Origin of the sequence: Herbaspirillum seropedicae (assembly GCF_001040945.1) — a bacterium.
GTDB classification, from domain to species: domain Bacteria; phylum Pseudomonadota; class Gammaproteobacteria; order Burkholderiales; family Burkholderiaceae_D; genus Herbaspirillum; species Herbaspirillum seropedicae.
This window is the reverse complement of sequence record NZ_CP011930.1, coordinates 3,223,272-3,235,888: the sequence shown is the minus strand read 5'-3', so window position 1 is coordinate 3,235,888 and position 12,617 is coordinate 3,223,272. Positions and strand designations below refer to the sequence as shown.

The following is a 12,617-nucleotide window of genomic DNA, read 5'->3' as shown; positions in this document are numbered from 1 at the left end:
GGCGATGCGGCCATTCGCCATGGCGGCCCTCAGCCGAACTTGAACAGGATGCCATAGCCGCCACGTGGATATTCCCAGGCCACGTTGCGATGTTCGGTGCAGATCACGCGGCAGGTGCCGCATTCCAGGCAGCCATCGGTGGTCAGCAGGATCTGGCCCCCGCCTTCGGCGGTATAGCAACCGGCCGGGCAGCAAGTCAGGCATTGCTGGGTCTTGCATTGATCGGCGCATACCGACTGGTTCTTGATGGCGATGTGCGGACGGCCGCTGTCGATCTTGTAGCGGTTCTGGAACAGTTTTTCCTCGACCTTGGACGTGCTCATTCGAAAGCCCTCCACATTTTGTAGGCATCACCCACCAATCCGAATAAGGAGCGCCGCTGGGTGAAGCTGCGCCGGATGTCTCGTTCCTTGGATTTCTTGTCGGTCCCGTCGACCTTGAGCATGTGGTGCGCGGCCTGATTGAGCAGTTCGGGATAGGTGCTCAGCAGGTGCGGGTTGCGGTGGAAGATGCCGGGCAGGGCGCGGTATTTCTTCAGGTCCTTGATGACGAAGCTTTCGTTGAGCGCGGTGCGGTAGCGCGCCAGGTTGCGTTCGGTCAGGGGCAGCCCTTCGGCACGCAGGGCGATCACGGTTTCGGCTGCCAGGCGACCGCTGGTCATGGCAAGGTTGGACCCTTCACGATGTACCGCGTTGACGAACATGCCGGAGTCGCCGACGACGATCCAGCCACTGCCATAGAGGCAGGGAATGGAGTGGTAGCCGCCCTCGGGAATGAGGTGGGCTGCATACTCCTTCATTTCTCCGCCTTCGAGCAAGGGAGCGATAGCCGGATGGGCCTTCATGTCTTCCAGCAGTTGGTAGGGCGAGCATTTCTGTCGTTTGAGGTCGGACAACATGCAGCCCACGCCGATAGTCACCGAGTCGCGGTTGGTGTAGAGGAAGCCGGTACCCATCATGCCCTTGGTGATCTTGCCGATCATTTCGATGACCACGCCGGCATCGCCGCTGACGTTGAAGCGGCTGGCGATGGTCTCTTCGGGCATGAAATGGATTTCTTTGACCGCCAGCGCCACCTCGGCCGGATCGAGCTCGGGGCGAAAGCCGGCCTTGCGGGCCAGCACCGAATTGACGCCATCGGCCAGCACCACGATGTCGGCATAGATCGAGCCGCCCACGCGATCGGTCTGCACGCCCACGACGCGCTGACCATCCATGAGCAGATCGGTCACGGTGGTCTCGCAGATCAGCAGGGCGCCAGCCTCTTGCACCTTCTGCGAAAACCATTTGTCGAACTGGGCGCGGATGATGGTGTAGCGGTTGTAGGGCGGCTTGTTGAAGTCTTCCGAGCGGTAGTGGCCACCGATGAAGGACTGGTCGTCGAGCACCCACATGCGCTGCTCAATGATGTGGCGCTCCAGCGGCGCGTCCTCACGAAAGTCCGGAATGATCCGTTCCAGCGCATCCGAGTAAAGGATGGCGCCTTGCACGTTCTTGGAGCCGGGATATTCCCCCCGTTCGATCTGCAGCACCTTCAGTCCGGCCTTGGCCATGGTGTAGGCGCAGGCATTGCCGGAGGGGCCGGCGCCGACTACGATGGCATCGAATTTTTCAGTCATGCTGTTCTCCCTGTTGTGGCTCAGCTCGCCATGCGCATCGTGGTCAGTTGTTGACGGAAGGCCTCGGTCAAGGCCGGCAGGATGGTCATGGCGTTCCCGACGATGCCGTAGCTGGCGAAATCGAAGATGGGGGCGTTGGGATCACTGTTGATGGCAATGATCACGTCCGAATCGGCCATGCCGACACGGTGCTGGATGGCGCCCGAGATACCGGCCGCGATATACAGCTTGGGCCGCACGGTCTTGCCGGATTGTCCGACCTGGCGCTCGGCCTGGACCCAGTTGGCTTGCACCACCGGACGCGTGGCTCCCACCTCGGCCCCCAGCACCATGGCCAGGTCCCAGATCAGCTGGAAATTCTCGGCCCGCTTCATGCCGCGTCCACCGGCCACGATGATGTCGGCAAAGGGTAGCTGTGGCTTGTCCTGCTGATTGTCGGGAATGTATTCGAGTACCTTGGTGATGATGTCGCTCTCGACCAGGCACAGCGGGTGTTCGATGATCTGGCCGCTGCGGCTGCGGTCGGGCTCCGGCATGGCCATCACGCGCGGCCGCACGGTGGCCATCTGCGGCCGGTAGTTCAGCGTCAGGATGGTACACAGCAGGCTGCCGCCAAAGGTCGGACGCGATGCCGCCATGCTGCGGTTTTCCATGTCGATGGTGAGCCCGGTGCAGTCGGCAGTCAGGCCGGTCTTGAGCGTGGTGGCGACACTGCCGGCCAGGTCGCGCCCTTGCGCGGTCGCTCCCAGCAGCAGGATTTCCGGCTGATAGCGGTTGACCAGATCGGTAAGGCCCTTGGTGAAGGGCTGGTTACGATAGGCCGACAGGGTAGGGTCGGCCATCAGGTAACAGCTATCGGCACCATGGTGGAACGCCTGTTCGCAGAACTGGCGGGTCGCCAGGTCGGGCGCACCCAATACCACGCCCGAGAGTGACACGCCGAGCTGGTCGGCCAGCTTGCGGCCTTCGCCCAGCAGCTCCCAGGAGACCGGATGGACTTCGCCGCGCTCGTGTTCGATGAATACCCAAACGCCTTGATAGGCCTTGAGGCGTTCGTCCAGTTCGTATTTTCCCTTGCCGCCTTTGCGCTCTGGAGCAGGTTTCTCTTGGTTCATGCTGTGCCTCGTAGAATCGATGTGGGGTGGATCAAGCGACCTTCCTGGCAATGGCCTCACCCAGTTTCGGGTGTTGCGTGAAGAGCTTGCCGACCAGGGTGACCGCCAGGTCGCGCGCTTCGTCGCCTTCGGCCGTGATGATCTCGGCACGGCGCGCATTGGGCTTGGGCGCAAACACCTTGCTCACCACGGTGGGCGAGCCCTTCAAGCCGATCTTGCTGATGTCCTCGATGCCGGCAGCGGTACGGTCCCAGGTACGGATCGGATGGCGGGCGGCGCGGAACATGTTTTCCATGGTGGCAAAGCGCATCTCGTTGCTGCCTTCGAGCATGGTGATGAGGCAGGGCAGCCGGGTCTGGAGCACCTGCACCCCGCCTTCGGCACGGCGCTGGATGACGATTTCGCGCGCAATCGGGTCCAATGACACGATCTTGGAGACATAGGTCAGCAATTGCAGATCGAGCCGCTTGGCGATGCCCGGGCCGACCTGGGCCGTATCGCCGTCGATGGTCTGCTTGCCGGCCAGGACCAGATCGACTGCCTGGTCTTGCGAGATGCGCTGGATAGCGGAGGCCAGCGCATAGGACGTGGCCAGCGTGTCGGCACCGGCAAAGGCGCGGTCGGTCACCAGGATGGCGTCATCGGCGCCGAAGGAAATGCATTTGCGCAGCGCTGCCTCCGCCTGCGGCGGCCCCATGGTCAACACCGTCACCCGCCCGCCGACCTGGTCCTTGATACGCAGGGCTTCTTCCAGCGAAAACAAGTCGTAGGGGTTGATGATGGCCGGCACACCCTGGCGCATGATGGTGTTGGTGACCGGATGCACGCGGATCTGGGCGCTATCGGGTACTTGCTTGATACAAACGACGATATGCATGGTGTTCTCCAAAAGGGCAAGCTCAAGCCTTGGCCGGCAGGGACATGCGCAGCATCTCCAGCGATACCGACTTGCCGTGGGCATCCTGGAAAACCTTGAACACTTTTTCCTGTGCTGGCGTGGAATGGACGAAGTCGTCATAGGCTGCGGCCAGCATGGCACGCAGCTTCTTGAACATCTCCACCTCGTCCAGCTCATCCAGCCCGCGCTCCTGGCGCATGTACTGGTAGAAGCGCTTCAAGATGTGCAGGCGATTGACGTTCACGACCGCTTGCTGGTAAGGCACCCCGAAGAAATCGAGGAACTCTTCGGCGGCGGACAGTTGCTTCAGTTTTTCGGCCAAGGTCAGCATGACGGGCTCTCTTTCTGGGTTGAGAGGAACACAGGCGCAGCGCGCGGGAACGGGCGAACCGAAATGCTTACATCTGGCTGGCCGCACAGGCGCCACTTTCCAGGAAGAAACGCGTAAGCTCATCTTCGCTGGGCGCCGCCTTGGCCACCATGGTGTGATCACGGATGCGCATGAGCATGGCTTGCGCCTGGCTATCCGAGAGCAGTATCCCCATCTTGGCGAAGGCATCCTTGACGCCGCGCGAGCCGGAATGCTTGCCCAGCACGATGTGATGGCTGCGGCCCAGTTCGGCCGGGCTGAAGTGTTCATAGTTGGCCGGGTTCTTGAGCAGGCCGTCCACGTGGATACCCGATTCATGCGTGAACACGGCTTCGCCGACGATGCTCTTGTTGGGCGCCACCGCCTTGCCGGAGGCCTTGGCCACCAGCCTGGAAATGGCCGGAAGAGAACGTGTATCGACCTGGGTCTCGATGCCATGCAGATGGCGCAAGCCCATCACCACTTCTTCCAGCGGCGCATTGCCCGCGCGCTCGCCCAGACCGTTGACAGTGGTGTTGACGTGGCTGGCGCCGGCATTGATGGCGGCCAGGGTGTTGGCCGTGGCCAGGCCCAGGTCGTTGTGGGCGTGCATTTCCAGTTCGATGTCGACTTCCTGGCGCAACTGGCGGATCACTTCATAAGTCGCAAAGGGATCAAGCAGCCCCAGCGTATCGGCAAAGCGGAAGCGCCGGGCGCCGGCGGCCTGGGCCGTCTCGATCACCCGCAACATGAAGTCCAGGTCGGCCCGGGAGGAATCCTCGCCACCGAGGCAAACCTCCATGCCCAGGTCCAGTGCCTTGGGCAGGAAATGCCGGATCTGCGCCAGCACCCAGTCGCGGTCGCGTTGCAGCTTGTGCTGGATATGGATGTCCGACACCGGCATGGACAGGTTGACGATATCGGCGTTGCAGCGCGCGGCGGCAGCCAGGTCGGCTTCGCACATGCGGCCCCATACCATGGTCTTGCTGCGCAGGGGCAGCGCGGCGATGGCCTGGATCACCTCGATTTCGGCCTGGCCCATGATGGGAATGCCGATTTCCATCTCCGGCACGCCGATCTCGTCGAGGGCGCGCGCGATGTCGATTTTTTCTTCCGCAGTGAAGGCAACACCGGCAGTCTGTTCGCCGTCGCGCAGGGTAGTGTCATTGATTGTGACCATCTCGGATTCTCCGGCAATGCGATACGAAAAATGTCTTCTGATCCTGATTTAGCAATTCATGTGCCAATCAGACTTGCAAAATAAATCCATTAAAAATCAATGAGATAAGTGACTCGCCTGGTGTTTTTCGGTAGTCCGCTACCCTTGTCACTTTTGTCGTGTTTGTCGTGTCTTGTCAGGCCTCGCCGGCTGGGCGCACCACGCGGCCCTCAGTCGCGTTCGCGTGCCAGATTGACGGTGTAGAGGGGCAGCTCGATCACCAGGTCCTGCTGTCTCAGGACCACCTGGCACGCCAGGCGCGACTGTGCGCTCAATCCCCAGGCGCGGCCCAGCTGATCTTCTTCATCATCACCGGCTGGCGCGAGCGAGTCGTAGCCCTCATGGACGATCACATGGCAGGTGGAGCAGGCACAGGATTTTTCGCAGGCGTGCTCCAGCGCGATCCCGTTCTTGAGCAAGGCATCGCACAGGAACTGGCCGCTGCGCGCATCGAAGCTGCTGCCTTCGGCGCACAGTACGGGATGGGGACGAACGGTGATGTGCGGCATGGCAGCTCCCGATGTGGCCGGGATGGCCCCGGTCAGGGTTGGAATATCAAGTCATGAGGCCAGGTCGATGGCGTCGAGGCGCTGACCTGAGAGGGCCAGCGAGACACTGGCATTCATGCGCCGGGCGGCGAATTCCTGGGTGGCCTGGTTCAGCGCATCGCAAGCGCGGCCGAGCGCAGCGATGTTGTCGTCATTGGCTTCGCGTGCGGTTTCGATCAGTTCCGTCAGGGCATAGAGGTGCTGGCGGATGTGCGCCTGTTCGGTGGCGCTGAGCAGGCTGTGGCCGTCGCGCTTGAGGGCGGCGTCGGTGGCATCGGCCACCTGGCGGGCATTGACCTGGGCTTCACGCAACATGCGCATCTTCATGTCATCGGTGGCGTGCCCTACGGCTTCGGAGAGCATACGGGCGATGTTGGCGTCATCCAGTCCATAGGAGGGCTTGACGGTGACGGCCGCTTCCACGCCGGTGCTTTGTTCGCGTGCCGAGACCGACAGCAGCCCGTCGGCATCGATCTGGAAAGTCACGCGGATACGGGCCGCACCGGCCACCATGGGAGGAATGCCGCGCAACTCCAGGCGCGCCAGGGAGCGGCAGTCGGCCACCAGTTCCCGTTCGCCTTGCAGCACGTGCACGCTCATGGCGGTCTGGCCATCCTTGAAGGTGGTGAATTCCTGTGCCCGTGCCACCGGAATGGTGGAGTTGCGCGGGATGATCTTTTCGACCAGGCCGCCCATGGTTTCCAGACCCAGCGAGAGCGGACAGACATCCAGCAGCAGCCAGTCGCTTTGCTGGCGATTGCCGGCCAGGACATTGGCCTGCATGGCCGCGCCCAGCGCCACGACCTGGTCCGGATCGAGATCGGTCAAGGGCGGCTGGCCGAAGAAGTCGGCCACGGCGGCGCGCACCTGCGGCATCCGCGTCGATCCTCCGACCAGGACCACGCCGTCGATCTCGGAGACGCCTAATCCTGCGTCGCGCAGCGCCTTGCGGGTGGGCAGCAGGGTACGGGCCAGCAAGCCCTGGCTGATGGACGCAAATACCTCGCGCGTCAACGCCAGTTGCACGGCCTGCCCGGAGGACAGGTTCAGTTCGATGGTCGCGCTGGTCTCCCGGCTCAGGGTTTCCTTGGCCTGGCGCGCAGCAGTGAGCAGGCGCCGGGTATCTTGCGTGGTGAGCTCTGCGCTTGCCAGCGGACTCTGGTCGACGATCCAGTCATGGATGCAGCGATCGAAATCATCGCCACCCAGAGCGCCATCCCCATTGGTGGCCAGCACTTCAAAGACCCCGCGTGAGAGCTTGAGGATGGAAATGTCAAAGGTGCCGCCACCCAGGTCATAGATAGCGAACACGCCTTCGGCAGCCTGGTCGAGGCCATAGGCGATGGCGGCCGCTGTGGGTTCATTGAGCAGCCGTAGTACATTCAAGCCGGCCAGGCGCGCGGCATCCTTGGTGGCCTGGCGCTGGGCGTCGTCGAAGTAGGCCGGCACCGTGATGACCGCACCGCTCAGTTCGCCCCCCAGTGAGGCTTCGGCCCGCTGGCGCAATACCCGCAGGATGTCGGCCGATACGTCGATGGGTGTTTTGATGCCCGCAGCAGTGTCGATCTGTACCAGGCCGGGCTTGTCGATGAAGGCGTAGGGCATGTCAGCGCTGTTGCCTGCGCTGATGTCAGCGCGGTCACGTCCCATCAGGCGCTTGATGGAGGACAGGGTATTGCGCGGATCATCGCTCTGCGCGGCCTTGGCGGCATGGCCGACGACGGCCGGTGGCCGGTCTGCCGGCTGCAGGGAATGGGCCGGCAGATAGCGCACCACCGAGGGCAGCAGCGCCTGCCCGGCCTCATCCGGCAGGATGCGGGCCTGACCGGACTGGACCGTGGCCACCAGCGAATTGGTGGTGCCCAGGTCGATGCCCACCGCCAGCCGGTGCTGGTGGGGCGCTGTGCTGCGGCCAGGTTCGGCGATCTGGAGCAGGGACATGGCCTAGACCGCGAAGCTTTCGCCGCAACCGCACTGGTTCTTGGCGTTGGGATTGTTGAACTTGAAGCCTTCGTTGAGCCCTTCGCGCACGAAGTCCAGCTCGGTGCCATCCAGGTAGGGCAGGCTCTTGGGATCGATCAGCACGGTCACGCCATGGCTTTCGAAGCGCACATCCTGCGGCTCGGCGACGTCGGCATATTCGAGCGCGTAAGCCATGCCGGAGCAGCCGCTGGTCTTGACTGCCAGGCGCAAGCCGACAGCGCTGCGCTTGGCCAGGAAGGCGTGTACGCGGCGCGCGGCGTTTTCAGTGAGGGTGATGCTCATCGCCTTGCCTCCTCAGACCGAGAATGAACTGCCGCAGCCACAGGTGGTGGTGGCATTGGGATTCTTGATGATGAAGCGGGAGCCTTCCAGGCCTTCTTCGTAGCCGATCTCGGCACCATTGAGGTATTGCATGCTCATGGCATCGACCAGCAGCGAGACACCGTTGCGCTCGATGCAAAAGTCGTCTTCGTTGACGGCATCGTCGAAGGCAAAGCCATATTCGAAGCCGGAGCAACCGCCGCCGCTGACGTAGATGCGCAGCTTGAGTTCGGTATTGCCTTCTTCGCTGATCAACTCGCTGACCTTGGCCACGGCCGAATCGGTAAAGATGAGGGGGGCGTCGGCGGTGATGCTGTCGGTATCGGACATGATGGACCTCCAGGAAATGGGAATGAGAACCGGCCGTGCCGTCTTAGTCGGCGATGGGCGCGCAGATCGGGTATTGCTTGGGAGCAGGGGCCGCCTGCTGGACCTCGGGCGCGGCGTCATGCCGGCTGCGGTAATCCGCCACGGCGGCCTTGATGGCGTCTTCGGCCAGGATGGAGCAGTGGATCTTCACCGGCGGCAAGGCCAGTTCGTCGGCGATGGCGGTGTTCTTGATGTCCAGCGCCTGGTCGAGGGTGCGTCCCTTGAGCCATTCGGTCACCAGGGAGGAAGAGGCGATGGCCGAGCCGCAGCCATAGGTCTTGAATTTGGCGTCTTCGATGATGCCGTTGTGATCGACCTTGATCTGCAGCTTCATCACGTCGCCGCAGGCAGGTGCGCCGACCATGCCGGTGGCCACGCTGGTGTCGTCCTTGTCGAAACTGCCGACGTTGCGCGGGTTTTCGTAGTGGTCCATCAGTTTGTCGCTGTAAGCCATGATGTGCTCCTTGTCAGTGTGCAGCCCATTGCACCGTGGAGAGGTCAACGCCGTCCTTGTACATATCCCACAGCGGCGAGAGTGCGCGCAGCTTGCCCACCTTTTCACGGATCACGTTCACGGTGAAGTCGATCTCTTCGACAGTGGTGAAGCGGCCGATGGAAAAGCGGATCGAGCTGTGCGCCAGTTCATCCGACATGCCCAGTGCGCGCAGGACATAGGAGGGTTCCAGGCTGGCCGAGGTGCAGGCCGACCCGGAAGACACCGCCACATCCTTGATGGCCATGAGCAGCGATTCGCCCTCGACATAGTTGAAACTGACATTGAGGTTGTGCGGCACGCGACGCTCCAGGTCGCCATTGACGAAGCATTCCTCGATATCAGCGAAGCCGGCGTGCAGGCGGTCACGCAACATGCGGATGCGTTCGTTCTCGGTGCCCATGGCCAGGCGTGCCAGTTCGAAGGCTTCACCCATGCCGACGATCTGGTGAGTGGCCAGGGTGCCCGAGCGCAGGCCGCGTTCATGTCCGCCGCCATGCATCTGCGCCTCCAGCCGAACGCGCGGCTTGCGTCCCACGTACAAGGCGCCGATGCCCTTGGGGCCATAGGTCTTGTGGGCCGAGAACGACATCAGGTCGACCTTCAGGCGCGCCAGGTCGATGGCCACCTTGCCGGTAGCCTGGGCGGCATCCACGTGCAGAAGTACGCCCCGTGCGCGGCAGATGTCGCCCAATGCAGCGATGTCCTGGATCACGCCGATTTCGTTATTGACGTACATCACTGAGGCCAGGATGGTATCGGGCCGCAAGGCTGCTTCGAAGGCAGCCAGGTCGAGCAGACCGTTGCTGCCGACCTCCAGATAGGTCACTTCAAAACCGCGTCGTTCCAGCTCGCGCATGGTGTCGAGCACGGCCTTGTGTTCGGTCTTGACGGTGATGAGGTGGCGCCCCTTACTGCGCAGGAATTCAGCGGCGCCCTTGATGGCCAGGTTGTTGGACTCGGTGGCGCCGGAGGTCCAGATGATTTCGCGCACGTCGGCGTTGACCAGTGCGGCGACTTGCTCGCGTGCATGTTCGACCGCCGCTTCGGCGGCCCAGCCGAAGCTGTGCGAGCGGCTGGCCGGGTTACCCGGAATATCGGTCAGATAGGGGATCATCTTTTGAGCAACCCGCGGATCGACCGGGGTGGTCGCCGAATAATCCAGGTAGATCGGTAGTGATAAGGAGGAGTGCATGGTGGGCTCCGGCAAACTGTGTGGGAGAACGGGTCTGTGCCTGGCTACGATATCGGCTTCAGCAAAGAGCATGCCATGCAAATAATTTCCGTTAACCTTTTGAATTAAAAGGAGAAATTTGTTTTTTGGGGCTATGTCTCTGCTTGCGCGATTGTCGTTTTTGTTGGGTTCGTGACGATAGGGACGCCGATTTTGTTTCTTATGCGACGGTGTTGATTTGCATTGAAAACTGACCTACTTTCCGCGGAAATCTGCATCCACAGTTGCCCCATGTTTAGACAACGATCCTGCTCATGACAGCGGGCAGGAGAATGGAGTGATAGGCGCGGCCCTACTCGACGCTGGCACATCAGAGACCACATCTCAATTCGGGAAATCGCCCGTAGGATCGACATTTCCCGCAACGCAGCTCGCCGTTACATCCGATCCGATGTCAGCGAACCCGCTTATCCAGCGAGGCGTTCGCCAGGCCCGCTTGATGACTTCACAGCCAGGCTTTCCGCCTGGCTCAGTGCAGAAGTGCTAGGGATGACGCTGGAGACCTCCGGGCAAGGGCGCATCGCCTTTCGTTTCGGTAACCAGAAAATCAACCTACATGTACGCGGCAAGGAATTCGAGCCGAAAGCGCATCTGCCTGTCCCGGGCGCGCTGGACCTGTGCTTCATGGCGTCCGTGCCGTTGGAGAAGGTGATCGCTCGCCTGCAGGAAATGAACTGGCCCATCATTGAGGGTCCTGTTTTGCGGACCGGGGCGACGCGGAAGATACGGTCGGTTTATGTGCGGGATCCGGATTTGAATCTGATTGAGATTTCAGAACCGGTAAATTAAGTCAGGAAAGCGCGCTCCGTTATTGGCTTAACAATGCAGACCTGGAATGACGTCAAGCGTGGTCGCAATGGGCGTGACCGATATGCGGTGTGCCCGCCACCCGAAGTGCTTCCGCAACTCGACGCGGAGCAGTTGGTCGTGCTCAGGAAATGGGCCAGGCCAGATTCCGAACGCCGTAATCGCTGGCCTGAATCTGCGCCAATGCAAAGCAGGACTTAGCTGTCATGATCGAATGGTCATGACAGCCAAGTTTTTCATCACATCAACTGTCGTGATCTTCGCGTCGCCATTCGATGATACTTCGCATGGTCGATATGCCCGATGCCCGATGGCCCGCAGCATATCGCCAGCAGCAGATCAACCTGAGCCGATTCATGATCTTGCTGCCTGCTCCTGTTTTCAGATCATCAACAGGCTTCAAGGAAATTTCATGTCGAGCAACATCATTACCGTGACCGACGCCTCTTTTGAGGCCGATGTCCTGCAATCCTCGCAAGCCGTCCTGGTGGACTTCTGGGCTCCCTGGTGCATGCCCTGCAAGATGCTGGCGCCGCTGCTGGCCGATCTGGCCGAAGAGTTCCACGATACGCTGCGCATCGCCAAGGTCAATGCCGACGAAAACAAGCAGCATATGGAGAAATACAGCGTGCGCGGCCTGCCGTCGATACTGCTGTTCGTCGATGGCGTAGAGCGCGCGCGCCTGGTTGGCATGCAGAGCAAGACACGCCTGGTGACCTTTATCGAAGACCAGTTGGAGCTTTGAGCCATGTCTACCAATCTGACAGGGGTTACGTCCCTCACGTTTCATAACAACCAGGCGCTCAAGGGGGCCATGTTGGCGCGTTTCTGTGCGCATCTGGAGGCGGGCCGGGTGAAGGGTCTCCCGAATACCTGGAATGGCGAAACTGGCAGCGTCATCGGTTGCGCCACCGAAAGCGATGATCTTGCCGTCTGGACCACGGCGCTCGGCTTGCCCAAGTGGCTGGCATTGTTGATCGATGCCGTCGCGGCAGGGCAGGGCACGCCAGAGGCATTCGCCTTGGCTGGCCGGCCCACGCTGGAGGCGATTCCGGTTGGCGTCGACCTGGAGCGGGCCGGCAGCGAATTCGTGCTGAAGTTGCTGGCCGATATCGGTATCTGGCTTGGCAAGGCGGCTCCCCATGTGCCGCTGTCGGAGGTACTGGCGACGGTCACTGCGCTGCATGAGGCGGTGTTGGCTGGGAAGCGCCCCGAAGCCGCCGATTGGCGCGCCGCCCGTCGGGCCGCAATGGCCGTGGCCGATAGCTGTACGGGACATTCGATCGAGCAACTGATGGCAAGCACCGTGGAAGCCGCTGGCTGGGACGCCAGTCATTCGCCGACCATGATCACTGACGTCATGCGTGCATGGGTCAATGCTTACAGTGCCTATGCTTTGCTTGATGCTGGCTGGACTGCCGCCGACGAAGCCAACGTGTACGTACGCCTGAAGGAAATGCACGATCGCTTTCTCAAGGACAATCCGGAGAGCAAGCGCACGGTATTCGAGCATTACGCCGAGCAATATCCTGCGGAAGAGGAACGCTTGCGCTGGCGCATGCGCACCGCGCGCGAGGCAGTGAGCACGGCTAACGCGATGGTGTCGACGATGTTATTGGCGGTATTGCAGGCGCATTCGGTGGATTGATCCTTGCCGTTGGCC

At 61.6% G+C, this 12,617-nt stretch carries 14 protein-coding genes and 1 pseudogene; 3 read left to right on the top strand and 12 right to left on the bottom strand.

Translation table 11 applies throughout. The annotated features are described in order from the left end of the window. Positions 1-29: 29 nt before the first annotated feature. The 12 genes from ACP92_RS14190 to ACP92_RS14135 all read right to left on the bottom strand — a co-directional run bounded on the left by ACP92_RS14190 (position 30) and on the right by ACP92_RS14135 (position 10,108). On the bottom strand, positions 30-323 hold the full coding sequence (locus ACP92_RS14190) for a ferredoxin family protein (protein WP_006463103.1): 294 nt from the start codon (positions 321-323) through the stop codon (positions 30-32). Further along, entirely contained in the window at positions 320-1,618 is a 1,299-nt protein-coding gene (locus tag ACP92_RS14185) for an FAD-dependent oxidoreductase (RefSeq protein ID WP_013234809.1), read from the bottom strand. The genes ACP92_RS14190 and ACP92_RS14185 overlap by 4 nt, the downstream gene beginning before the upstream one ends. Positions 1,619-1,638: 20 nt before the next feature. Further along, complete coding sequence (locus ACP92_RS14180) at positions 1,639-2,733, bottom strand: electron transfer flavoprotein subunit alpha/FixB family protein (protein WP_013234808.1); 1,095 nt, start codon at positions 2,731-2,733, stop codon at positions 1,639-1,641. Between the two features lie 31 nt (positions 2,734-2,764). Further along, the gene (locus ACP92_RS14175) at positions 2,765-3,610 is read right to left on the bottom strand and encodes an electron transfer flavoprotein subunit beta/FixA family protein (protein WP_013234807.1); all 846 of its coding nucleotides are present in this window, start codon (positions 3,608-3,610) and stop codon (positions 2,765-2,767) included. A 22-nt stretch (positions 3,611-3,632) separates the two neighbouring features. Continuing rightward, positions 3,633-3,962: a nitrogenase stabilizing/protective protein NifW gene (gene nifW / locus ACP92_RS14170; protein WP_013234806.1), complete on the bottom strand. Its 330-nt coding sequence runs from the start codon at positions 3,960-3,962 to the stop codon at positions 3,633-3,635. 67 nt (positions 3,963-4,029) lie between these two features. Next, entirely contained in the window at positions 4,030-5,160 is a 1,131-nt protein-coding gene (gene nifV / locus ACP92_RS14165; protein WP_013234805.1) for a homocitrate synthase, read from the bottom strand. A 209-nt stretch (positions 5,161-5,369) separates the two neighbouring features. After that, the gene (gene fdx, locus ACP92_RS14160) at positions 5,370-5,708 is read right to left on the bottom strand and encodes an ISC system 2Fe-2S type ferredoxin (RefSeq protein ID WP_013234804.1); all 339 of its coding nucleotides are present in this window, start codon (positions 5,706-5,708) and stop codon (positions 5,370-5,372) included. Between the two features lie 51 nt (positions 5,709-5,759). Continuing rightward, complete coding sequence (gene hscA / locus ACP92_RS14155) at positions 5,760-7,688, bottom strand: Fe-S protein assembly chaperone HscA (RefSeq protein ID WP_013234803.1); 1,929 nt, start codon at positions 7,686-7,688, stop codon at positions 5,760-5,762. A gap of 3 nt (positions 7,689-7,691) precedes the next feature. Continuing rightward, positions 7,692-8,012, bottom strand: a complete 321-nt coding sequence (gene iscA, locus ACP92_RS14150) for an iron-sulfur cluster assembly protein IscA (RefSeq protein ID WP_013234802.1) — start codon at positions 8,010-8,012, stop codon at positions 7,692-7,694. A gap of 12 nt (positions 8,013-8,024) precedes the next feature. Continuing rightward, complete coding sequence (gene erpA, locus ACP92_RS14145) at positions 8,025-8,381, bottom strand: iron-sulfur cluster insertion protein ErpA (protein ID WP_013234801.1); 357 nt, start codon at positions 8,379-8,381, stop codon at positions 8,025-8,027. 43 nt (positions 8,382-8,424) lie between these two features. Beyond that, positions 8,425-8,874 carry a Fe-S cluster assembly scaffold IscU gene (gene iscU, locus ACP92_RS14140; protein ID WP_013234800.1) on the bottom strand — a complete coding sequence of 150 codons (450 nt, stop codon included), beginning with the start codon at positions 8,872-8,874 and terminating at the stop codon, positions 8,425-8,427. Positions 8,875-8,887: 13 nt separating this feature from the next. Further along, entirely contained in the window at positions 8,888-10,108 is a 1,221-nt protein-coding gene (locus ACP92_RS14135; RefSeq protein ID WP_013234799.1) for an IscS subfamily cysteine desulfurase, read from the bottom strand. Between the two features lie 516 nt (positions 10,109-10,624). On the opposite strand from ACP92_RS14135, the pseudogene ACP92_RS14130 reads away from it, so the two are divergent. The 3 genes and pseudogenes from ACP92_RS14130 to ACP92_RS14120 all read left to right on the top strand — a co-directional run. Next, a pseudogene (locus ACP92_RS14130) lies at positions 10,625-10,936 on the top strand (VOC family protein); the annotation flags it as partial. Between the two features lie 430 nt (positions 10,937-11,366). Continuing rightward, the gene (gene trxA, locus ACP92_RS14125; RefSeq protein WP_013234797.1) at positions 11,367-11,699 is read left to right on the top strand and encodes a thioredoxin; all 333 of its coding nucleotides are present in this window, start codon (positions 11,367-11,369) and stop codon (positions 11,697-11,699) included. A gap of 3 nt (positions 11,700-11,702) precedes the next feature. Then, positions 11,703-12,602 (top strand): hypothetical protein, encoded by a 900-nt coding sequence (locus ACP92_RS14120; RefSeq protein ID WP_013234796.1) that lies wholly within the window; start codon positions 11,703-11,705, stop codon positions 12,600-12,602. Positions 12,603-12,617: the final 15 nt, after the last annotated feature.

Bases quoted from the DNA above. Each gene is read 5' to 3' on its own strand.
- ACP92_RS14120 (WP_013234796.1), top strand. From the start codon at position 11,703: ATGTCTACCAATCTGACAGGGGTTACGTCCCTCACGTTTCATAACAAC.
- hscA (WP_013234803.1), bottom strand. From the start codon at position 7,688: ATGTCCCTGCTCCAGATCGCCGAACCTGGCCGCAGCACAGCGCCCCAC.
- fdx (WP_013234804.1), bottom strand. From the start codon at position 5,708: ATGCCGCACATCACCGTTCGTCCCCATCCCGTACTGTGCGCCGAAGGC.
- nifW (WP_013234806.1), bottom strand. From the start codon at position 3,962: ATGCTGACCTTGGCCGAAAAACTGAAGCAACTGTCCGCCGCCGAAGAG.
- ACP92_RS14135 (WP_013234799.1), bottom strand. From the start codon at position 10,108: ATGCACTCCTCCTTATCACTACCGATCTACCTGGATTATTCGGCGACC.
- ACP92_RS14185 (WP_013234809.1), bottom strand. From the start codon at position 1,618: ATGACTGAAAAATTCGATGCCATCGTAGTCGGCGCCGGCCCCTCCGGC.
- nifV (WP_013234805.1), bottom strand. From the start codon at position 5,160: ATGGTCACAATCAATGACACTACCCTGCGCGACGGCGAACAGACTGCC.
- iscU (WP_013234800.1), bottom strand. From the start codon at position 8,874: ATGGCTTACAGCGACAAACTGATGGACCACTACGAAAACCCGCGCAAC.
- ACP92_RS14180 (WP_013234808.1), bottom strand. From the start codon at position 2,733: ATGAACCAAGAGAAACCTGCTCCAGAGCGCAAAGGCGGCAAGGGAAAA.
- ACP92_RS14175 (WP_013234807.1), bottom strand. From the start codon at position 3,610: ATGCATATCGTCGTTTGTATCAAGCAAGTACCCGATAGCGCCCAGATC.
- erpA (WP_013234801.1), bottom strand. From the start codon at position 8,381: ATGTCCGATACCGACAGCATCACCGCCGACGCCCCCCTCATCTTTACC.
- ACP92_RS14190 (WP_006463103.1), bottom strand. From the start codon at position 323: ATGAGCACGTCCAAGGTCGAGGAAAAACTGTTCCAGAACCGCTACAAG.
- trxA (WP_013234797.1), top strand. From the start codon at position 11,367: ATGTCGAGCAACATCATTACCGTGACCGACGCCTCTTTTGAGGCCGAT.
- iscA (WP_013234802.1), bottom strand. From the start codon at position 8,012: ATGAGCATCACCCTCACTGAAAACGCCGCGCGCCGCGTACACGCCTTC.